Genomic DNA, 19,781 nt, shown 5'->3' on the forward strand with positions numbered 1-19,781 from the left:
GAGCAGCCCGGCCGCAGCGGAGGCCGCGTGCCCAGCCAGCGGCCACAGCTACGTCCCGACGTCAGACTTCGCGGGCCTGGCCTTCTGGGGGTAGATGGTTTCGTGGCGAGCCAGCATGGCGACGAACTCTTTGATCTTCCGTTCCCGGGTCTGCGCCCGCTTGACGGCATTGACCCGGTGGATGAGCGCGAACCGGTTCGTCTTGGTGAGGACGTCGAACATGGCCTGGGCGGCAGGCTCGGCGGCGATGGCGGCGAGGAGGTCGGCCGGCACCTCGGCCTCCGAGGGTGGGGCGTAGGCGCCGGCCCACCGCCCGTCCGCCTTCGCGGCTTCCACAGCGGCACGACCCGGGGGCGTCATCCGCCCCTGCGCCTCCAGCCGGGCCACATGGGCGACGTTGCGTTGTGACCAGGAACTGCGCGGCCGGCGAGGGGTGAACCGGATCCAGGAGGTCTCCTGGTCCCGCTTCCGGGCCTGCCCGTCGATCCAGCCGAAGCACAGGGCCTCGTCGACCGCCTCCTGCCAGGTCAGGCTCGTGACGGTGCCGCCCTTCCTGGTCAGGGCGAGCCAGACGCCGGGCGAGGTCGCGTGGTTGGCCGACAGCCAGGCGCGCAGCGCCTCGGCGTCCGCGACGATCAACTCTTCCAGCTCGGGACTCGGCATGACATCAGGTTAACGAGGGTGAGTCAGCGACGACGCCCCGCCATCCGGCGGTACCGGGACAGCATCGGTGCGCGACGCATAGGAGACCCGGTCCTGGGGAATCCTGCCTGTCATGGCGTCGTACTCGGTGAACCAGGCAGCTGTCACCCGTGCCCGGCGACTCATCGAAGCCCGGCAGTACATCCTCGACAGCGACTGGGGTGCCGCGCAGCCCCGCGCCGCCGAGGAGAACGCATACCTCGAAAGACACTCGTGGGACGAGTACGGCGAGTGGTTCCTCGGCCAGACCGAGGGGGCGACCGAGGGGACGAAGAGCCGCCACGCCTTCGTCTACGGCGACTTCCGCCGGGTCCACCGGGCCGGGCTGGTCGCGTGCGTCTACCGCGCCTCCGAGTGGCGGCACAAGGAGATCGAGTTGGCCGCACACGACCTTCTGCAGCTGCTCGACGACACCAGCGGCTGAGGTCCGTCTCCACGCCGCTCGGGAGCGGTGCGCGGGCGAGCCGCGCCCCTCGGCACACCGGGCACAGGCCCGACGAGGGGTGACTCTCCTGGCGATCATCGACGGGCCTCGCTACGATCCGAGATCGATGCGTCGCTGAGCGTCGATGTTGGTCCGTACCCCCGACGCTGGCGACCGGCGCCGCTACGAAGGACAGCGCCGAGCCGACGATCACGCCGTTCACGAGGGGATCCTGATGACGGAGAGCGCGCAGATCACCGAGGGCCGAACCGTTCCGCCCGCCCGGCCGTACCCGTTCAGCGTCCCCGACCGGCTCGTGGTCGATCCGACCTACCGCGAGTTGCGCGAGACCGAGCCGATGACCCGGGTGAAGCTTCCCTACGGCGAGGAGGCATGGCTCGCCACCCGGTACGAGGACGTCCGTACCGTCCTCGGTGACGTGCGGTTCGGTCGCGCCCCGGCCGTCCAGCGCGACGAGCCCAGGCTCACCTCGCGCCAGCAGGACAGCGGCATGCTGACCATGGACCCGCCCGACCACACCCGACTGCGCCGGCTGGTGGCGAAGGCGTTCACGGTACGCCGGGTCGAGGCGCTGCGGCCCCGCGTCCAGGAGATCGCCGACGGGCTGGTCGACGACATGGTCAGGCTCGGCCCACCAGCGGACCTGGTGCAGCACCTCGCCACGCCGTTGCCGATCCAGGTGATCTGCGAGTTGCTCGGCGTCCCGTACGCCGACCGGGACCGCTTCCACACCTGGTCCGAGGCGATCGTCTCGACCACCTCCCTGCCGGTGGAAACGATCCAGGAGTACCTGAACAACCTCTGGGGCTACATCGGTGAACTGATCGCCGAACGCCGCCGCGAGCCGGGAATCGACGACCTGCTGGGCGCGCTGGTGCGGGCCCGCGACGAGAACCAGGATCGGCTCGGCGAGACCGAGCTGGTGCAGCTGGCCGGGGGGCTGCTCGCGGCCGGCCACGAAACCACGGTGACCCAGATCCCCAACTTCGTCTATGTCCTGCTGCACAACCCTGAGCACCTCGCCCGGCTGCGGGCCGATCCGTCACTGGTGCCGGCCGCCGTCGAGGAGCTGTTGCGGTACGTGCCGCTCGGCGTCGGCTCCTCCTTCGCCCGGTACGCCAAGGAGGACGTCGAGGTCGGCGGGGTGCTGGTCCGGGCCGGTGAACCGGTTCTCGGCTCGCTCTCGTCGGCGAACCGGGACGGCACCGTCTTCGCCGACCCGGACCGGCTCGACTTCGACCGCGAGCACAACCCGCACCTGGGCTTCGGGCACGGCGTCCACCACTGCGTCGGCGCACAGCTGGCGCGGATGGAGTTGCAGGTCGCCGTCGCCACCCTCGTGACCCGCCTGCCCGGATTACGGCTCGCCGTACCGGAACCGGAGCTGGAGTGGAAACGCGGCATGCTGGTGCGGGGCCTGCTCAGCATGCCGGTGGCCTGGTGAGCACCGCATGGCGGATCGGCGTGGACGCGGGTCGCTGCATCGGCACGGGCATCTGCGCCGGTACCGCGCCCGAGCACTTCCGCCTCGTCGACGGGAACTCCGCGCCGTTGGCTGACGTCGTCGTCCCGGCCGACGTGCTCCTCGACGCCGCCGACTCGTGCCCGGTGGAGGCGATCACGGTTCGGGACGCGAGCGACGACCGGCTGATCGCGCCGGAGGATTAGCCCGAGGTCGCTGAGCGGGACGGGTCACCACCGGTGGGCTGGGGTAGCGGACCGTCGGTGCCGACGAGGGAGGGCGGACCTGTCGCGATGCCCTCCTCGGGCACGGGGCTGGAGGCCCGGGCGTCGGCCAACACCTCGGCGGGGACGTGCCGTCCGAGGAACCGCCGCGCCAGCCGGGTCGACGGGTGTATGCCGATGGTGGCCACCACGATGATGCCGGCGATCACCAGCCATCCCACGCCGCCCCAGTTGATGGCGAGGAAGGTGTACAGCGCCGGCGCCCACACCTGCCCCAGGGTGCCGCTCAACTCGGCGGCGCCCTGGTAGGCGCCGCGCTGCCGCGGATCCATCAGATCGGCCTCGAACGACCAACTCGCGGCCGAGAGATAGAGCTCGGCCCCGGTCACGGTGACGTGTCCCACCCAGACCAGCGCGATCGTGATCCAGCCGACGGTCTCGTGGGTGGCCAGCGTGATCAGGCAGGAGATCACGAAGAAGGTGGACGACAACCGGATCGCCTTCAACGCGGTCGGCACATCCTTGACGCCGCGGGCCGCCGCCATCGGCAGGAAGATGCACATCACCGTGTTGGTGGCGAACAGGAAGGCCAGCAGCACCCGCGGCGCGTCGGTCTTCTCCACCAGCCACAGCGGGATCACGACGTTGAGCAACACCTGGTTGGTCCAGAAGACGCCGGTGAAGAAACTCGTCAGCAGCCAGCCGGGGTTGCGCAGCGGTCCGGGCCCGGGGATCTTGACTTTGCGCTCCGCCGGGGTGCGGTTGTCGTGCGAGGCGCGCGGTAGCCGGGTGATCGCGGCGGCGTTGACCAGGAAGGTCGCCGCGGTGAACCAGGGCAGCGCGTGCAGGACGTCGTTGGAGTCGAACGCCAGCGCGATGCCGCCGAGTAGGGAACCGAGAGTGAAGCCGACGTTGAGCGCGGAGTACATGTAGGCACGCGACTTCACCCGCTCACCCGCCGGCAGGACGTCGATCGTGTAAGCGCCGTGCGCCGCACCGCCGAGGGCGCCGATGACCTCCATGCTGGCGGCCATGACCACGTAGCCCGTGAAGTCGGTGATGAACGGCCACACCGAGAACATCGCCGCCTGCCCGATCGCGCTGACGGCCCACATCTTCTTCGGCCCGAACCGGTCGACCAGCTTGCCCATCGGCAGCGCGGCCAGGAAGGCGGCGACGCCGGCGATCGTCAGGCCGAGGCCGACCTGGGCGGCGGACAGTCCGACGATCTTGGTGAAGAACACCGCTGACCCGGTCAGGAAGGTGCCCTGACCGAGGGCGAACAGCAGGGACTGCGCGGCGAGTCGGCCGGCCAGCGGCGACGGCGGGCGCGCTTGGTGGATGAGGGCGGCGAACATCACCCGGGATTGTCGGGAACTCCCCGCCGATTGTCGTGCGATTTTCCCTCGTGGCGCAGGCGTCACCGCCTCCCGGTGGCCACCCCGAGAATCGCCTCGCGTGGTACCGCCCCGAAGTGTCGGGAGTCCTGGCTACGGATGTTGTCCCCGCGTACCGTCACCGCGCCGTCCGGTTCGATCCGGTGCACGCGTTTGACCATCCAGGTCAGGTCCGCGTCCGGGACGACGTCGTGGGCCCGGAAGACGACGATGTCACCGGGCGCCGGTGCCCGCCCGACCCGGACGATCAGCCGGTCGCCGTCGCGCAGCGTCGGTGCCATGCTTCGCCCCCGGACGACCACCAGACGCCACCGGTGACGCAGCCAACCGGTCATGACACCGCCAGTTGGTATCCACCGGCCTGCAGGCGGAACAGCCGGGCGTACTCACCGTCCGACACCATCAACTCGTCGTGCGCACCCGATTCGACGACGCGTCCGGCGTCCAGCACGATGATGCGCTGGGCGTCCCGCAGCGTGCTGAGCCGGTGGGAAATCAGTAGTCCGGTGCGACCGTGGCGGATCCGGGCCAGCGACGCGTGTACGCGGGTTTCGGCGTCCGCGTCCAGCCCCGAACTGGGCTCGTCCAGGATCAGCAGGTCGGCGTCGGCGCGCATCAGCGACCTGGCCAGCGCGACCCGCTGCCACTGGCCGCCGGAAAGCGTCATCCCCGACTGACCGTCCTGGTCGGCGAAGGTGCGGCTGAGCAGCGTGGCGTACCCCCGGGGGAGAGCGCGGAGGCGCTCGTGGATCTCGGCCCGCGCGGCGGCCTCCGCCACCTGCTCGGTCGTGTACGGCAGCCGGCCGATGCCGACGTTCTCCGCGGCGGTGAGGTCGTAGCACATGAAGTCCTGGAAGACCGCGCCCGTCCGGCCGCGCAGCGTTTCGACCCGCAGGTCGCGCAGGTCCACCCCGTCCCAGGTGATCCGGCCGCGATCCGGGTCGTAGAACCGGCAGAGCAGCTTGACGAGGGTGCTCTTGCCGGCTCCGTTGAGGCCGACGAGTCCGACGGCCTCGCCAGCGGTGATCGTGAGGTCGACGCCTCTCAGGACCCAGGGACCATCCTCGTCGTAACGGAACCACACGTCCTCGAACCTGATCCCGGTGCGCAGCGGCGGGGCCGGCAGGCTCCCGTCGGCCAGGTCGGGAGGGCTGTCGAGGACGGCGACGTAGTGCCGGAACAGCCGCACGGCCGCCCCGACCTCGCCGAGCTGGCCGGCGATGCCCGCCAGACCGCTCTGTGCCGCGCCGAACGCGGCCAGCAGGAGGGTGAGGTCGCCGATGCTGAGCCGGCCGCGAACCGCGGCGTTCACCGCGATCACCGTCGTGGCGAGCGTGACGGCGGCGCCGGCCAGCGCCCAGCAGGCCTGCACCACGGTGGCATGCCGCGCGGCGTCCAGCTCGATCCGGCCGGCCGTACGCACGGCACCCGTGAGCCGGTCGTGGAAGAACCGGCCGAGCTGGTAGAGGCGCACCTCCCGGACGGCACGCAGGTCGGTCAACACGCTCTGAAACAGGAAGCGGGCCCGGAACAGGCCGGCGCCGTCCTCGACGGCCCGTGCCGCTCGACGCGCCAGCCGCAGGTGGATGAGGAACTCGGGCACGGCCACGGCGAGCAGGAGCAGGCCCGCCGGCGGCCAGAGGGACGCCAGGATCGCGGCGAAGCCGCCGATGGTGACGACGCTCTGAGCCACGTTGACCGCGAACATCACGACCGCGTACGGCGCCTGGTCGGCGGCCTGCTGTGCCAGCGCCAGCCGGTCGCGCAGGGCCGGCTGTTCGAAGTGCCCCAGACCGAGGAAGCTGTTGAGTTTCCGGTACAGCCGAACGTCGGCGGCGATCGTGATGGCGTGCTGCAACGCCGTGGTGAAGTAGCCGGACAGCCGGTTGGCGATCGCCGCCAGGGCGACCAGGACGGCGATCGCCACCGCGTACCAGGTGGCGGTCGACGGGCTGGCCGAGTCACCCCCACTGACCTCGTCGAACAGCAGTTTCGTGAACCACGCGATGCCGATCGGTGGTGCCGCTGCGACAAGGACGAGGACGACCATCGCGGTGAGCGCCTTCCGGTCCGCGCAGCCCAGCCGCAGGGCGGCTCGCACGGCGGCCACGGTCAGGCCAGGACCGGAAGCTGGTGACTGGAATCGACGACCACGCCGTCGACGACCGACAGCACCGCGGGGAATCCGGTGACCCGGAACTCCTGCTCGGCAAGCTGCTCGGAGATGGTCACGGTGTCGAACCCGGTCAGGCGGGCGGCCATCGACGCCGTCTCCACCGGCGTACCGATCATGAGGACGAGGGCGTCGCGGCGGTGACGTTCGACGTCCGCCGTCAGGGTTTCCAGGAGGGACTGGCACGGTGGGCAGGTCGGAGTCAGCAGCACCACCGTACGCCGGCCGGACCTCAGCTCGGCGTGCGCGAAGCCGCTGACATCCAGGCCCGGGGCGGGCAGCACCTCGGGGACGGACTCGCCGTCGTGGGCGTGGCCGGCCCGCACCTCGCGGATCCGCCGCGCGAGGGTCAGGGTCAGGACGAGGTTGAGCGCGGCGACCGCGCCGATGACAGCGACGGCGGCGTAGGCGAAACCCGGCATGGGAACTCCTCGGCGGGACAGGGGCTGGGACAGGGCGGACGGGGAGGGGACCGTGCCGGCCGGCCGGCACGGTCCCCGGTGCGACTCAGGTCAGCAGGCGCCGACCTTCTTGACGTAACAGACCGGCCGAGACGTCGAGGTCTTGCACGACCCGTAGCAGTTGAAATAGCCCTGCCGGTAGTAGCGGAAGTAGGAACCTCCCGAGCAGTAGCCGTTGGACGCGACGCACGAGCACGCCTGGCCGTTCTCCGGCACGCAGGCGCCGGCCTCCTCCCGGCCGAGCACCTTGCCGAGGACCGCGTCGCCGACGCGGGTGAGAATCCTGGTCATGGGCAGACCTCCCTTTGTGGTGGTTGCCCTCACTGTGCGGCTCGCCGCTGCGCTCGTCCTGCGCATCTACTGCGCGCCGGCTGCGCACCGCCAGCGGGCCAGCCATTCGCGCAGGTCGTCGGCGTACGCGGCGTCGAAATGCTCGAAGATGCGCAGCGCCTCCTCACCCAGCGTGACAGCGGTTTCGGGCATTCCCGAGGTGGCCCGGGCCCGCGCCAGCAGGCTGAGCGAGTTCGCCAGTGGGAACGGTTGCCCGACGCGGCGCAGCATCGCCACCGACGTCTCCAGCTCGGCCACCGCCCGACCCGCGTCACCCTCTTCGAGGTGCACCTTGCCGAGCAGCCGGCGGGAAATCGCCTCCCCCCACTCGTGGCGCAGCTCGCGGAACGCGGGCACCGTACGAGTCAACAACTGGCGAGCGGCAGCGCGATCTCCGGCCGCGAGGTACGTCGCCGCCAGCGCCTGCTCGGCGGTGGTCACGCTCATCCGGTCACCGAGCCGGTGCGCGGCGCTGACCGCCCGCCGCAGGTGGTCCACGGCTCCCGGCCACTGCTCGGCATGCCGACGCAGCAGCCCGAGGCTTTCCCGCGCGAGCGCCTCGCCCCACAGGTCGCCACCGTCCACGAAGAGCCGCAACGCCCCGGAGCAGGCCGCGTGGGCGAACGGGGAGGTGTGCTGGTACTGCCCGTGCTGCATGCCGAGGGTCAACAGCACGTGGCCGCCGACCGGCCCGACCGGCCAATGCGCCGCGCCGAGTCGCACCATCAGCAGCAACGCCGCGTCGGCCTCCCGTAACCGGCCGAGTTGACGGCAGCACAGGGAATAGCCCTGAAGCGCGACGAGCCGGTGCGCCACCAGCGGTCCGCGGCTGTCCCGCTGCGCCGCGCGCAGCAGCGGCACGGCCTCGGCGTGCCGGTTCAGCATCCGGTAGGCCGTTCCCAGGTGGAGCCGCACCGAGGTCCGGGTCGGCGACGGCAGGTCGGCGGGCCGGTCGAGCACGCCGCGCAGGCATTCGACGAACTCGGGCAGGTGTTGGCTTCGCATCATCGCGAAGTTCCCCATCGTGCAGGCCAATCGGCCGGCCAGGTCGACCGCGTCCAGTCCCAGCAGGTCCCGCACCGCCGCGACCAGGTTCTCCCGCTCCGCCTCGAACCAGTCGACGGCGTCCCACGCGTCGATCCGGGACTCCGCGGCAGCCACCGGCAGGGCCTTGCAGGGCAGCGACGCGGCGGCCCGTTCGGCGTACGCGTGCAGCCCGGCGTACCAGGCGATCACCTGGTCCACGGCGACCTGGGTGCGTTCCCGGGCGTGCAACCGGACCAGGTCGTGGATGCGTGCCCGGCCATCGGCGTCCGCGGACAGCAGGTGTGCCCGGCACAACTGTTCCAGCAACGGCTCGGTCGTCTCGTCCCACATGCCGAAGGTGCGCAGCGAGGTCCGGCTCAGCACCGCGAGCAGCCGCGTGGCGGGCGGTGGCAGCCGTTCGATTCCGATGGTGAAGCTGCTGCGCACATCGAGCCCGTCGAGTGACAGCTCATCGAGGCGGCGCCGCTCGTCGCGTAACCGGTCACGCAGCCGTGCCACGGTCATCGACTCCCGCTCGGCCAACCGCACGCCGGCGATGCGCAGCGCCAACGGCAGCCGACCGCACAATTCCACGACACCGGTGGCCGCCACGGCCTCCCGGTTGATCCGGTCGGCGCCGGCGAGCCCGGCGAGCAGATCCAGGCAGTCCTCGACCGGCAGGACGTCGAGCGGGACGACCTCGGTCCCCGGCAGTCCCGACAACGCCACCGTGCTGGTGATGAGGGCGATACTGCCAGCGGGTGGCAGCAGCGGACGCGCCTGCGCCGCGTCGGCCGCGCTGTCCAACAAGACCAACATGGGCTGGTCGGCCAACACGGATCGGTACAGCGCCGCCCGTTCCTCGACGGCCGCCGGGATGGCCTCACCGGCCACCCCGAGAGCCCGGAGGAAGGCGCCGAGCACCGCGCCTGGCCACGCCGGATCCGTGCTGTTGCCGCGCAGGTCCGCGTACAGGCAGCCGGCGGGAAAGCGGTGGCGGCTCTCGTGCGCCGCGCGCAGCGCGAGCGTGGTCTTGCCGGTCCCCGCGAGTCCGGTCACGACGACGACCTGAGCCGCCCCGGCGGCCGGCGGGGTGCGCCCGAGCAGTGACAACAGCAGTCCGAGTTCCTTGTCCCGTCCGACGAAGTCCGGGGTGACGCCGGGGAGTTGGTTGGGCCGCACCCGCGCCGGTGGGGACGCCTCCTCCGCACCGCCGAGGATCATCCGATGCAGCTGCCGCAGTTCCGGCCCCGGGTCGATGCCGTGCTCCTCCGCGAGGATCCGGGCTCCGGCCCGGTAGACGGCGAGCGCCTCCGCCTGCCGGCCGCAGCGATGCAGGGCCACCATGAGCTGGCCGCGTAGCCGTTCCCGCAATGGCCGATCCCGCACCAGCGTGGACAGCTCGGGCACGATCTCCTGGTGCAGGCCGAGGGAGAGCAGCGAATCGACGCGCAGCTCGACCGCGTGCTCACGCAACTCGCGCAGCCGATCACGCTCGAAGTCGACGAGCCTTGAACCGACGTCGACGAACGCGTCGTCACGCCAGCGTGCCAGCGCCCGGTCCAGCAGCTCCACGGCACAGCGGGCGTCGGTGGCGGCCGTCGCGGCCCGCACGTCGGCGGCGAACTCCGCCGCGTCCACGACCACCTCCGGATTGAGCTGGTAGCCGGGCGCGCGGGTGAGGATCAGCTCCGGCGTGGCGCGGCGCCGGACCGAGGCGACGACCGCCTGGACCCGGTTGCGTGCCCCCGTGGGCGGCTCGTTCGACCAGAGCCCGTCGACCAGGCGGTCGACCGAGGCGATGCGGCCGTGATGGGCTGCCAGGCTCGCGACGAGGGCCTTCTCCAGCGGGGCGAGCGGCACAGGCGCCCCGTGCACGTTCAGTTCGGTCCGCCCGAGGACGTCGACCCTGTACCCACGCACGGCCGGCGGGGTCCTCAGGACGCGCTCGGAACGCAGGGGCCCTCGGGCCCGGGCATTCCCGGTGTCTGGCGTCCGTGACGCGGATCAGCGGTCCCAGCCAGCGGCACTGTCTCGAAACTATTGTCGCAAAACATCATGATGTTTTGAGAACCCGGTAGATGGTGGCGCGGGAGACGCCGTACCGATCGGCCAACTCGTCGACGCCGAGCCGGCCGCTCTCCCGCAGGCGGCGTGCCTCCGTCACGTCCGCGGCCGTCAGCGCCGCCGGTCGCCCACCGGCCCGGCGGTGCGTACGCGGTTCGGCCCCGGTGCGCGCGTCTGGCGGTCCGTCGGCGGCGGCCGGGTCTCCCGCCACCAGCAGCGCGCGACTGCCGCCAAGGATCAGCCGGCGGAGTCGCGCGGGTTCCACGTCCCGGAACAGCACCACGGGATCGGTGAGCCCGGCGACCACCTGCGCTGCGCGTACGCGTTGCGCGAGGGTGGGACGGGGGCCGCTGACGAGCGTGTTGGCCAGGGCGATGGCGGCCCGGAACCGGTCGCCGACCGGTGCCTGGGCGAGCAGGGTCAAGTCGCGGACCAGCATCAGCAGTGTGTCCCGATGGCGCAGGAAGACGTCGAGAAACGCCTCGATGGCACGCCAGCGCACCGCCTCCGCGTCCCCGGCGGCCTCTGCTTCGTTCAACGTCTGCTCCAGCTCGTCGAGCACCGGGCCGGTCAGCTCGTGGAGCACGTCCTGCTTGGCTGCGAAGTGGTAGTAGAGCGCGGCCTTCGTGATGCCGATCCGGTCGGCGATCTCCTGCATGGAGGTGGCCCGGTATCCGCGTTCGGCGAACAGGGCCGCCGCGACCGCCAGGATCCGCTGCCTCGTCAACCTCGCTCCTCCCTAACCGTCGGTAAGTAGGATTGCTATCATCCTGACCATGGGTCAGTTTACTGCGGTCGACATCTCCTTCGCGAGCGACGGGGGCCGGCGAGCCGGTCGCATCTACCGGCCGGACGCGCCGCATCCGGTGCCGTGCGTGGTGATGTGCTCGGGGTTCGGCAGCACCATGGATCGTCTCTACACGTGGGCTGAGGTTTTCGCCGCCGCCGGGCTGGCGGCGTTGGTGTTCGACTACGGCAGCTTCGGACGGAGCGAGGGCGATCCGCGCCAGGTTGTCGACATCGACGGCCAACTCGCCGACGTGCGGTCCGCGGTGGCGTGTGCCCGGGCCGACAGCGCCGTCGACGCGGATCACGTCATCCTGTGGGGCAACTCCCTCGGCGGCGCCCACGCGATCACCGTGGCGGCCGACGACCCACGGATCGCCGCCGTGGTGGCGCAGATCCCGTTCAACGGGTTCCCACGCCGCGTCGAAGGCCGATCGACGGCACAGAGCCTGCGGCTCATGGCGGCCATCCTGTGGGACGCGCTACGGGGCAGAGCCGGCCTGACACCGCACTACATCCCCCTCGTCGGCGAACCGGGTGAGATCGCGATCACCAACGCGCCGGCGGCCAAGGAACATGTCCGCACGCTGTCCGGCGGGGACTCGCTGTGGCGTAACCGGGTGGCACCCCGCGCGACCCTGCGGATGATGCGCTACCGCCCGGCGGACGCGGCCGCGCGACTGACCGTGCCGCTGCTGGTCTGCCTCGCCACCGACGACGCGGAGACGCCCGTGGAGTTGAGCGGGCAGCTCGCCGAACGCGCCCCGTACGGGCAGGTCAAGCTCTATCCGGGCACGCACTTCTCCTTCTACACCCAGCCACAGACGCGGCGGACGGTCGCGTCGGATCAGGTCGCCTTCATCCGAGAAGCGCTCCCGCCCCAGTCCGGCCCGCACGTCAGGGCCGGGTGAGGAGGACAAGCCGCTGGGTGGCCCGCGTCATCGCGACGTAGCGGTCCACCGCGCCCTCGATGCCGGGGCCGAACGCCTCCGGGTCGACGAGGACGACCAGGTCGAACTCGAGACCTTTCGCCAGTTCCGGGGTGAGCGACCGGACGCGGGGGGTGTCTCGGAAGGACGGATCCCCGATGACGCAGGCGACCCCGTCGGCGTGCGCGGCGAGCCAGGCGTCGAGGATCGAGCGCAGATCGGCGGTGGATCCGTGGACGACGGGGCCGTCGCCGCCACGGATGGAGGTCGGCACGTTGGCGTCGGGAAGCACGGTCCGGATGACCGGCTCGGCCTCCGCCATGACCTCTTTCGGCGTCCGGTAGTTGATGCTCAGGGTGGCCAGATCGATCCGGTCGAGCCCGATCCGCGTCAGCCGTTCCCGCCACGACTCCGTGAACCCGTGCCGGGCCTGGGCACGGTCGCCGACGATGGTGAAGCTGCGGGACGGGCAGCGCAGCAGCAACATCTGCCACTCGGCGTCGGTAAGTTCCTGCGCCTCGTCCACGACGATGTGCGCGAACGGGCCGGCGAGCCGGTCCGGCTCCGCGGTCGGCAGGGCGGCGTCGTCGACCAACGCGTCCTGGAGGTCCAGTTGACGCAGGCTGGCCAGCACGCCCTCGCCGTCGTCGTAGGAGTGCGCCTCGATCAGGTCATCGATCACCGTGGACATCCGGGCGCGTTCCACGGCGACCTGGGCCGCGCGCCGCCGCTCGCGCCCCGCCGCCGCCGCGTCGCCGAGTCGCTGCCGGGCCGCGTCCAGCAGCGGCAGGTCCGACACCGTCCAGGCCCGAGGGTCGGCGCGCCGTAACCTCCGGATCTCGTCGGCGCCGAGCCAGGGAGCGCATCTGCGCAGGTACGCGGGGACCGACCACAGGTCCGCGACCACGTCGGTCGGGTCGAGCAGCGGCCAGGCCCGGTTGACGGCGGCGAGTAGGTCCCGGTTGCGGCGCAGCGCCGCCCGGACGAGGTCGTCCGGCTCGTCCCCGTCGTACCTGCTGACCAGAATGGTCAGCAACTCCTCCAGGATCTCCTCACGTGCCTCGTTGTGCGGGGTGCCGGGCCCCGGCGCGTCGAACGCCTCGGCCCAGTCCGCGGCGGTCAGCCGGATCTCGGACTGGTCGGTCGTGACTGTCATCCCCCGGGTGGGAGGATCCTCGTAGAACCTGACGGCCGCGTCGATCGCCGTCACCAGATCCGCGGACGACTTCAACCTGGCCACCTCCGGGTCGGTCTCCCTCGTCGCCGTGGCCCCCTCTGCCACCAGGTCCCGCAGCGTGCAGATCTGCACGTCCTCCTCGCCGAGGCTGGGCAGGACGTCGGCGACGTACGACAGATAGGGCTGGTGTGGGCCGACGAACAGCACGCCGCCCCGGCGGTGTCCGAGGCGGGGATCGGAGTAGAGGAGGTACGCGGTGCGGTGCAGCGCGACCACCGTCTTCCCTGTACCCGGGCCGCCGTCCACGACGAGAGCGCCGCGCGATCCGGCTCGGATGATGGCGTCCTGGTCGGCCTGGATGGTGCTGAGCACGTCCCGCATCCGGGACGAGCGGCTGCCGCCCAGGCTGGCGATGAAGGCGGACTGGTCGTCGAGCGCGGCGTGCCCGTCCAGTCCGTCCGGGGTGAACACCTCGTCCCAGTAGTCGGCGACCCGGCCGCGGGTCCAGCGGTACCGGCGGCGGCTCGCCAGGCCCATCGGATTTCCGTGGGTGGCCCCGAAGAACGGCTCGGCCGCCGGGGAACGCCAGTCCACAAGCAGTCGCCGTCCCGCGTCGTCGGTGAGGCCCTGCCGTCCCACGTACACGGGCTCGGTGCCGTCCGCCGCCACCATCCGGCCGAGGCACAGGTCGACGCCGAAGCGGCGCAGGGTACGCAGGCGAGCGGTCAGCCGGCGGATCTCCTGGTCCCGGTCCAGGGCCCGCTGACCCTTGCCACCGGGCGCCTGGCGCGCGGCGTCGAGACGGTCGGACAGGTCCGAGGACACCTGCTCGAGACGCTGCGCGATGGCGGCGAAGTGTTCCTCGTCTCGGGCGATCAACGTCGGCTCGGCCTTGGCGGAGAGGCGGTCGGGAAGGGCGAAAACGCCATTCCGGCGCGCCCCGATATTCGATGGAGATATTCGCATTCTTTCGCCACTCCAATGTCATGGATTCGCTACGGCCGGCAATTCTGCGGCACGACCCGGGTCTTGCGGCAAGTCCCCGGGTGCGATATATCTTGAAAGTGGCGGGGGATGGGTCACCCGCTGATCCGCATCCCCGACGCGGGCGACCTGTCGATAAAAGCGCAGTGGACGCGAATCAGGCGTTCAGCACGGTGAGCCAGTCGGCTGTCCGGACGCGATAGCCATGCCGGTCGGCGAGTCCTCGCACGATCGCGGGAACATGGCCGGCGCCGTAGACGACCGCGACGTCGATCCGTTCAGAGGACCGGGTGCGGATCAGCTCGCCCAGCGCGGCGAGCAACCGCTCGTCCCGGGTGTCACGGAAAACGTGGTCGAAGTGCTCGGTGAACTCGTCGTCGGCGCCCATTTCGTCCCTCTCGCTGGGCAGGTCGTTCACCTCGACATCGGGCGCGAGCAGCCGTCGAGTGCCACCGAAGAACTGCGCGACGACCACGATCGGAACGATGGACCACATCAGTGCCCGGTATCGTAGCGGCATCGTCCGCCAACCCTGGGTGAACTCCGCGGCCGTCACATCCGGGTTTAGCAGTTCGACGCCCAGCGACCGGTACGGGATGTTGTCGGCCACCAGGCCGGAGCGCCTGTTACGAGGGATGACCCGGTAGGTCAGCGTGATGGCCCATGTCAGTACCGAGCGGCCGCTGACACCTTCGACGACGAGCAGGTCACACTGGCGGAGCCGCCGCGCGACGGCCGCATAGAAGTCCGGGCTTGCCACATGGAGCATGGGGAACAGCACGAACTCCAATTGGCTGCCGGGGCGACGAAGACGCAGCACAGCAGAACGGGTGCCGATGATGCTGTGCTCGATGATCTGCATGGTCGTCCGCCTGAGGTGCGCCGGTGCGGGTCTCACACGGTAGGGGCGGGCGGCAAGTCGGGCGGCGGATACGGGTGGTCCGGGCTCAGGAACGGTCAGCAGGTACGCGGCGGGAGACGGTGGCGAGCTACGACGCACCCGGGCGCAGTGGCAGCCAGGCCAACACGTCCTGGATCCTGGCGTCCCAGTACGCCCAGTCGTGCGCGCCGGGGGAGAAGTCGACGGTCAGCGGCACCCCGCGCTGGCGGGCCACCTCGACGAAGTGCTGGTTGTCGTCGTACAGGAAATCCTCGGTGCCGCAGGCGACGTAGAGCGCGGGCCGCTCGGCGCCGGCCGCGCCGTACCGGTCGAGCAGCGCCACCGTGTCATCGTCGGTGCCGATCACCGGCCGCTCGCCGAATACGGTGTGCCAGACCGCCGGATCCACGGGGTTGTCGGGATGCCGGCGGCGGGTGGCGAGGTTCAGGGCGCCGGAAAGGCTCGCCGCCGCCGCGAACCGAGCCGGGTCGCGCAGCGCCCACTTCACGGCGCCGTAGCCGCCCATGGACAGGCCGGCGACGAAGGTGTCGGCTCGGTCGCCGGAGAGACGGAAGAAGTCGTGGCAGACCCGGGGCAGCTCGTCGCTGAGGAAGCTCCAGTAACGGTTGCCGTGCTCCTCGTCGCTGTAGAAGCTGCGACCGACCTGGGGCATCACCACGGCCAGGCCGAGCGGTGCGACGTACCGCTCGATGGAGGTCCGGCGCAGCCAGATGGTGTCGTCGTCGGTGAGGCCGTGCAGCAGGTAGAGCACCGGCGGGGCGGCGACGCTGGAACTGCTCGCCATGCCGATCTGTGACGTGGTGCGCTGCGGCAGGATCACCGTCATCGACGTGCTGAGACCGAGCACGTCAGAGTAGAAGTCGCACCGCATCAGGGCCACGATGATCGATCCTACGACACGCTTCGGGTGCGGCCAGCCGATCGGTCCGGGGTTCCCGCCGCCTGGCGGCGGGAACCCTTCGGACATGTCAGCGGCCGGTCAGCGGAGCCGGCCCCGGGCGTCGCCGTTGTCCTGGTCGGCGACGAACGCCGCGATCCAGGCCAGTGGCGCGTTCCAGTTGATGGTCAGCTCGTTGGTCGACCACGACTCGATGTCGTCGAGGTAGCAGAACTGCGGCGCGCAGCCCCGCAGCTTCTGCTGGGCGACCGGGTCCTGGATGGACGAGTTCGGCCCGCCGGAGAGGGTGCCCCGCGGCGGGTTCGGCAGGTTCGGGTTGAGCTGGTTGGCGTACCACCGGCTGTGCTGGTTCTTCGACGCGACCTCGCCGTACCCGGTGACGTAGGACTGGTTGAGGGCGTTGCGGCCGAAGATGTAGTCCATCGTTTCCAGCACGCCGGCGCGGTAGCGGTCGTTGCCGGTGATGTCGAACGCGGTCGCCATGACGATCGCGTTGTTGAGGATCAGGTTGTTCGACCCCCAGTCGTAGGTGTTCTCGGCCGGGTCGTACGGGATGCCGTACGGGTGGGCGCGCAGCGTGGCGAGGTAGCGGTCGGCGCCCTCGACCACCGACGCGCGTACCCGCTGCCGGTCGGGCAGCAGGTTCGGCAGGGTCGCCAACTGGAGCCGGCCGAGCTGGGCGGTGTGCCCCCAGTCCATGCCCCGGTCGCGCCAGATGTCACCGGTGTGGTGCGGCGAGGCGAGCAGGAAGTCCTTGTACTCCTTGCCACCGGTGCTGATGAACAGTTCCGCCGCGGCCCAGTAGAACTCGTCGCTGACGTCCGCGTCGTCGTAGGCGCCGCCGCCGGTGCCGTCCGCCGGGCTCGCGTAGATCTCCGGGTTGGCCTTCGCGGCGTCCCACGCCCGCTTGGCCGCGGCCAGGTTTCTCGCCGCGAAGCGCCTGTCGTACGGGAGGAACACCCGGGCCGCCTGGGCGGCGGTGGCCGCCAGGTTGAGGGTCGCGGCGGTGGACACCGGGTGCAGCTCGCGCAGCTTCGGGTCCAGGTGCGGCAGTAGCGGCAGGCCGGTCCACTCGTTGTCGTGGATCTTGTGGTGCGCCATGCCGGCGTACGGCTGGCCGGCGGGGACCTGCATCTTCAGCAGGAACTCCTGCTCCCAGCGCGCCTCGTCGAGGATGTCCGGCACCCGGTTGCCGCTCTCCGGCAGGGCCAGTGTGCCGTCCCGCAACTGCCACAGCTCACCGGTGCGGGCCAGCACCGAGCGTTCGTAGGTGCTCATCAGCTGGTGCACCGAGATGCCGCCGTTCACCACGTACTTGCCGTGATCGCCGGCGTCGTACCAGCCGCCGGAGACGTCCAGCGTGTAGTCGCAGACGCCGGGCTGGCACGGCACGGCGGTGTCGCCCTGGTTGGGCGCGACCCCGACGTGGCCCGCCGGCCGGCCGTAACCGGGCCGCAGGTCATCGCGGATCTCCACGCCGCTGCGCTGGGTGTAGTAGAACTTCAGCGCGTCCAGCCGGAGCCGCTCGTAGAAGTCGGCGCCGATGTCGAACGGTCGGCTGGTCTCGCCGTCGGCGCTCAGCGTGTAACCGGTGCCGGCGCGCTGGTAGCGGCCGAAGTCGACGCTGTGCACCTGCTGCCCGGAGGACTCGTCGAGGCCGCGCGGGGTGGTGGTGCCGTTGGCCACCACGGTGCCGGTCGCGTTCCGGAGCTGCCACGGCAGCGGATCGGTGGCGTCGGTGACCACGGTGGCATTCTTCGGCCCCTTGGGCAGGTAACCGACCTGGTTGACGCGTACCCGAGGCCCGGTGTCCGGCTCGTACACCGGCGGCTCGGCACCGCCGCGCAGGCTGACGTCGTCCAGGCAGATTCGCCAGGGTTCGGCGCTGCCGCCGAGCTGGAACGCCACCTGCGCGTTCGGCAGGTCCACCGGGGAGGTGAACGTGTAGGTGTAGCTGTCGCCGGAGACGCTGAGCTGGGGATTGGCCGCCAGGTACTGCGTGTACGGGTCGACCGGGAGCTGGATCAGCGCCTTGGCGACCCGGGCGGGGGTGGCGGTGCCGAAGAACCGGAACTCGTACGACTCGCCGGCGACCAGGGCGATGTTGTCCTGGCCGATGATGGCGTCCCACGGGTTGACGGTGCCACCGGGCACGTCCGTGCAGAGCCGTCCACTGCTGGAGTCGAGGGTGAGGTTGGCGGTGCCCCACCACGGGGCGTGCCCGTCGTCGAAGGTGCCGTTGACGATCTGTTCCGGCCCTTCGGCGTACGCGGTGGAGCTGGCCAGGGTGGTGGCGGCGAGCGCGGCGACGGTGGCGGCGGCGAGCGTGGCCGCCGTTCGGCGCCGGGCCCCGGCGCGGGGCGGGGGAGGTGCGGACACGGGGGATCCTTCCGACGGAGGTCGACCGGCGGGCGCGCGCAAACGATCATGGGAGCGCTCCCAGGTCATCGATCATCGTCACATCGAGCATCTGCCGTGTCAATGGATCCGGCCCCGCGCCGGGCCGGTGCGGGGCCGTCCATCGTGCTGTACGGGTCCGGTGGGCCGGGCCTGCCGGTCCTTCCGGCCCGTCCTCGGGTCGCGAGGTCAGGACGCGGCGCAGGTGAAGCCGCCACCGACGACGGTGCTGCTTCCGGCCGGCCGGTTGACCTGGAGTCCGAAGGTGGCGCTCGCGCCGGGCGCCAGGCTGCCGTTGTAGCCCACGTTGCGGGCGGTGACCGTCTGCCCGCTGCTTGTCACGTTCGCGTTCCAGGACCCGGCCAGCGTCTGCCCGGACGGCAGCGTGAAGGTGACCGTCCAGCCGTTGAGGGCCGAACTGCCGGTGTTGGTGACCCGCACCGGCTCCACCACGTACCCGCCGTTCCACTGGGTCTGCACGGTCGGTGTGGCCGAGCAGCCCCCGGGGCCTGGGCCGGGGCCCGGCCCGGGGTCGCCGCTACCCGGCACGACGTCGGCGGAGAAGCTGTTGACCGCCAGTCCGACACCGCCCGACCAGGGCTCGAAGCCGGCCTGGATGCTGGTCAGGTACCAGGAGGTGGTGACCTGGGTGCGGGCGTCCACGTCCCGGACGAAGTCCATGACGTTGAACGACCAACTGCTGATGGCTGACGGTGCGACGTACGAGACGACGTCGTTGCCGCCGTTGTTGCCCTGCCAGACCTCCCAGCTACGGCCGCCCACCGAGGTGGTGCCGACCCGGCTGCCGATCGGCTGGATGGGACCCTGCCGGTTGAACCAGATCATGATCTCCATCTGGTTGACGCCGTTCGTCTTCGGCGTCGGGTCCAACCAGATGTCGTACGAGGCGTTGTAGGTGCCGCCGACGTAGCTGTACGAGATGGACGAGTTCACGCTGGCGATCTGGCTGAGCTGGCGCGGCAGGTTGGTGCCCGGCGAGCAGTTCGTGTAGTGGCAGCCCGCGAAGACCGAGGGGTACGACAACGGGGCGCCGTTGGTGGGGGCGCTGCCCTGCTGGGAGACGATCTGGAAGCCGGTGCTGGTGACGTTTATGCACTGCTCGGCGTTGCTGCCCCAGCGGTTGTTCTGGACGACGTACCGGTTCTGGATGGTGGTCGAGCCGTACTGTTCGCAGATCCGTGTGTCGGCCTGGGCCGGCGTGGCGCCGGCGATCGGCGCGACCAGGCCGGCCGCGGCGATCAGCAGCGCCGCGGCCAGCGAGCGTCTGAAGCTCATCGCTTCTCCCTGTTCCGGCGCTCCCTCGGAGGATGGGAGCGCTCCAACGAGACTCGTCGATGTAACCACACGGCAATCGAACAGGGAAGTGTTTCGACGCGCACGAGGCGGCACCCGCCGGCGGGA

At 70.9% G+C, this 19,781-nt stretch carries 17 protein-coding genes; 4 read left to right on the top strand and 13 right to left on the bottom strand.

The genetic code is table 11. From position 1 onward, the window contains the following. Positions 1-48: 48 nt before the first annotated feature. Complete coding sequence (locus ACFQUZ_RS06015; RefSeq protein WP_377438605.1) at positions 49-663, bottom strand: YdeI family protein; 615 nt, start codon at positions 661-663, stop codon at positions 49-51. A gap of 112 nt (positions 664-775) precedes the next feature. Here ACFQUZ_RS06015 and ACFQUZ_RS06020 point away from each other — a divergent pair, with 112 nt between their 5' ends. The 3 genes from ACFQUZ_RS06020 (at position 776) to ACFQUZ_RS06030 (ending at position 2,815) form a co-directional block, all read left to right on the top strand. After that, on the top strand, positions 776-1,126 hold the full coding sequence (locus ACFQUZ_RS06020; protein ID WP_377438607.1) for a hypothetical protein: 351 nt from the start codon (positions 776-778) through the stop codon (positions 1,124-1,126). A gap of 235 nt (positions 1,127-1,361) precedes the next feature. Further along, positions 1,362-2,591 carry a cytochrome P450 gene (locus ACFQUZ_RS06025; RefSeq protein ID WP_377438609.1) on the top strand — a complete coding sequence of 410 codons (1,230 nt, stop codon included), beginning with the start codon at positions 1,362-1,364 and terminating at the stop codon, positions 2,589-2,591. Continuing rightward, on the top strand, positions 2,588-2,815 hold the full coding sequence (locus ACFQUZ_RS06030; RefSeq protein ID WP_377438612.1) for a ferredoxin: 228 nt from the start codon (positions 2,588-2,590) through the stop codon (positions 2,813-2,815). The genes ACFQUZ_RS06025 and ACFQUZ_RS06030 overlap by 4 nt, the downstream gene beginning before the upstream one ends. On the opposite strand, the gene ACFQUZ_RS06035 is transcribed toward ACFQUZ_RS06030, so the two are convergent. The 7 genes from ACFQUZ_RS06035 to ACFQUZ_RS06065 all read right to left on the bottom strand — a co-directional run bounded on the left by ACFQUZ_RS06035 (position 2,812) and on the right by ACFQUZ_RS06065 (position 11,014). Then, complete coding sequence (locus ACFQUZ_RS06035; protein ID WP_377438614.1) at positions 2,812-4,191, bottom strand: MFS transporter; 1,380 nt, start codon at positions 4,189-4,191, stop codon at positions 2,812-2,814. The two genes, ACFQUZ_RS06030 and ACFQUZ_RS06035, sit on opposite strands and share 4 nt — an antisense overlap. A gap of 62 nt (positions 4,192-4,253) precedes the next feature. After that, the gene (locus ACFQUZ_RS06040) at positions 4,254-4,565 is read right to left on the bottom strand and encodes a S24/S26 family peptidase (protein WP_377438616.1); all 312 of its coding nucleotides are present in this window, start codon (positions 4,563-4,565) and stop codon (positions 4,254-4,256) included. Beyond that, a complete protein-coding gene (locus ACFQUZ_RS06045; protein WP_377438618.1) occupies positions 4,562-6,331 on the bottom strand; it encodes an ABC transporter ATP-binding protein in 1,770 nt (589 codons plus the stop codon). The genes ACFQUZ_RS06040 and ACFQUZ_RS06045 overlap by 4 nt, the downstream gene beginning before the upstream one ends. A gap of 11 nt (positions 6,332-6,342) precedes the next feature. Beyond that, positions 6,343-6,825, bottom strand: a complete 483-nt coding sequence (locus ACFQUZ_RS06050; protein WP_377438620.1) for a hypothetical protein — start codon at positions 6,823-6,825, stop codon at positions 6,343-6,345. Between the two features lie 90 nt (positions 6,826-6,915). Then, positions 6,916-7,155, bottom strand: coding sequence for a hypothetical protein (locus tag ACFQUZ_RS06055; RefSeq protein ID WP_377438622.1), 240 nt, complete (start codon positions 7,153-7,155; stop codon positions 6,916-6,918). Between the two features lie 66 nt (positions 7,156-7,221). Continuing rightward, on the bottom strand, positions 7,222-10,143 hold the full coding sequence (locus ACFQUZ_RS06060) for a BTAD domain-containing putative transcriptional regulator (RefSeq protein ID WP_377438624.1): 2,922 nt from the start codon (positions 10,141-10,143) through the stop codon (positions 7,222-7,224). A 133-nt stretch (positions 10,144-10,276) separates the two neighbouring features. Beyond that, positions 10,277-11,014 carry a TetR family transcriptional regulator gene (locus tag ACFQUZ_RS06065; RefSeq protein WP_377438626.1) on the bottom strand — a complete coding sequence of 246 codons (738 nt, stop codon included), beginning with the start codon at positions 11,012-11,014 and terminating at the stop codon, positions 10,277-10,279. 49 nt (positions 11,015-11,063) lie between these two features. Between ACFQUZ_RS06065 and ACFQUZ_RS06070 the strand changes: the two genes are divergently transcribed. Continuing rightward, a complete protein-coding gene (locus ACFQUZ_RS06070) occupies positions 11,064-11,984 on the top strand; it encodes an alpha/beta hydrolase (RefSeq protein WP_377438628.1) in 921 nt (306 codons plus the stop codon). Here ACFQUZ_RS06070 and helR read toward each other — a convergent pair. From helR to ACFQUZ_RS06095, 5 genes are all read right to left on the bottom strand, one after another. Beyond that, positions 11,971-14,145: an RNA polymerase recycling motor ATPase HelR gene (gene helR, locus ACFQUZ_RS06075; RefSeq protein WP_377438630.1), complete on the bottom strand. Its 2,175-nt coding sequence runs from the start codon at positions 14,143-14,145 to the stop codon at positions 11,971-11,973. The genes ACFQUZ_RS06070 and helR overlap by 14 nt on opposite strands. A 175-nt stretch (positions 14,146-14,320) precedes the next feature. After that, complete coding sequence (locus tag ACFQUZ_RS06080) at positions 14,321-15,025, bottom strand: hypothetical protein (RefSeq protein ID WP_377438632.1); 705 nt, start codon at positions 15,023-15,025, stop codon at positions 14,321-14,323. Between the two features lie 127 nt (positions 15,026-15,152). Continuing rightward, complete coding sequence (locus tag ACFQUZ_RS06085; protein ID WP_377438635.1) at positions 15,153-15,944, bottom strand: alpha/beta hydrolase; 792 nt, start codon at positions 15,942-15,944, stop codon at positions 15,153-15,155. Positions 15,945-16,043: 99 nt separating this feature from the next. Next, positions 16,044-18,410, bottom strand: coding sequence for a glycoside hydrolase family 9 protein (locus tag ACFQUZ_RS06090; RefSeq protein ID WP_377438637.1), 2,367 nt, complete (start codon positions 18,408-18,410; stop codon positions 16,044-16,046). A 138-nt stretch (positions 18,411-18,548) separates the two neighbouring features. Further along, positions 18,549-19,655: a cellulose binding domain-containing protein gene (locus ACFQUZ_RS06095; protein ID WP_377438639.1), complete on the bottom strand. Its 1,107-nt coding sequence runs from the start codon at positions 19,653-19,655 to the stop codon at positions 18,549-18,551. Positions 19,656-19,781: the final 126 nt, after the last annotated feature.

It is taken from the genome of Plantactinospora sp. GCM10030261, from assembly GCF_042666615.1.
Lineage (GTDB): Bacteria > Actinomycetota > Actinomycetes > Mycobacteriales > Micromonosporaceae > KBS50.

Coding starts and splice junctions, on each gene's coding strand:
- ACFQUZ_RS06015 (WP_377438605.1), bottom strand. CDS start 663: ATGCCGAGTCCCGAGCTGGAAGAGTTGATCGTCGCGGACGCCGAGGCG.
- ACFQUZ_RS06020 (WP_377438607.1), top strand. CDS start 776: ATGGCGTCGTACTCGGTGAACCAGGCAGCTGTCACCCGTGCCCGGCGA.
- ACFQUZ_RS06025 (WP_377438609.1), top strand. CDS start 1,362: ATGACGGAGAGCGCGCAGATCACCGAGGGCCGAACCGTTCCGCCCGCC.
- ACFQUZ_RS06035 (WP_377438614.1), bottom strand. CDS start 4,191: ATGTTCGCCGCCCTCATCCACCAAGCGCGCCCGCCGTCGCCGCTGGCC.
- ACFQUZ_RS06040 (WP_377438616.1), bottom strand. CDS start 4,565: ATGACCGGTTGGCTGCGTCACCGGTGGCGTCTGGTGGTCGTCCGGGGG.
- ACFQUZ_RS06050 (WP_377438620.1), bottom strand. CDS start 6,825: ATGCCGGGTTTCGCCTACGCCGCCGTCGCTGTCATCGGCGCGGTCGCC.
- ACFQUZ_RS06055 (WP_377438622.1), bottom strand. CDS start 7,155: ATGACCAGGATTCTCACCCGCGTCGGCGACGCGGTCCTCGGCAAGGTG.
- ACFQUZ_RS06070 (WP_377438628.1), top strand. CDS start 11,064: ATGGGTCAGTTTACTGCGGTCGACATCTCCTTCGCGAGCGACGGGGGC.
- helR (WP_377438630.1), bottom strand. CDS start 14,145: ATGCGAATATCTCCATCGAATATCGGGGCGCGCCGGAATGGCGTTTTC.
- ACFQUZ_RS06080 (WP_377438632.1), bottom strand. CDS start 15,025: ATGCAGATCATCGAGCACAGCATCATCGGCACCCGTTCTGCTGTGCTG.
- ACFQUZ_RS06090 (WP_377438637.1), bottom strand. CDS start 18,410: ATGACCTGGGAGCGCTCCCATGATCGTTTGCGCGCGCCCGCCGGTCGA.
- ACFQUZ_RS06095 (WP_377438639.1), bottom strand. CDS start 19,655: ATGAGCTTCAGACGCTCGCTGGCCGCGGCGCTGCTGATCGCCGCGGCC.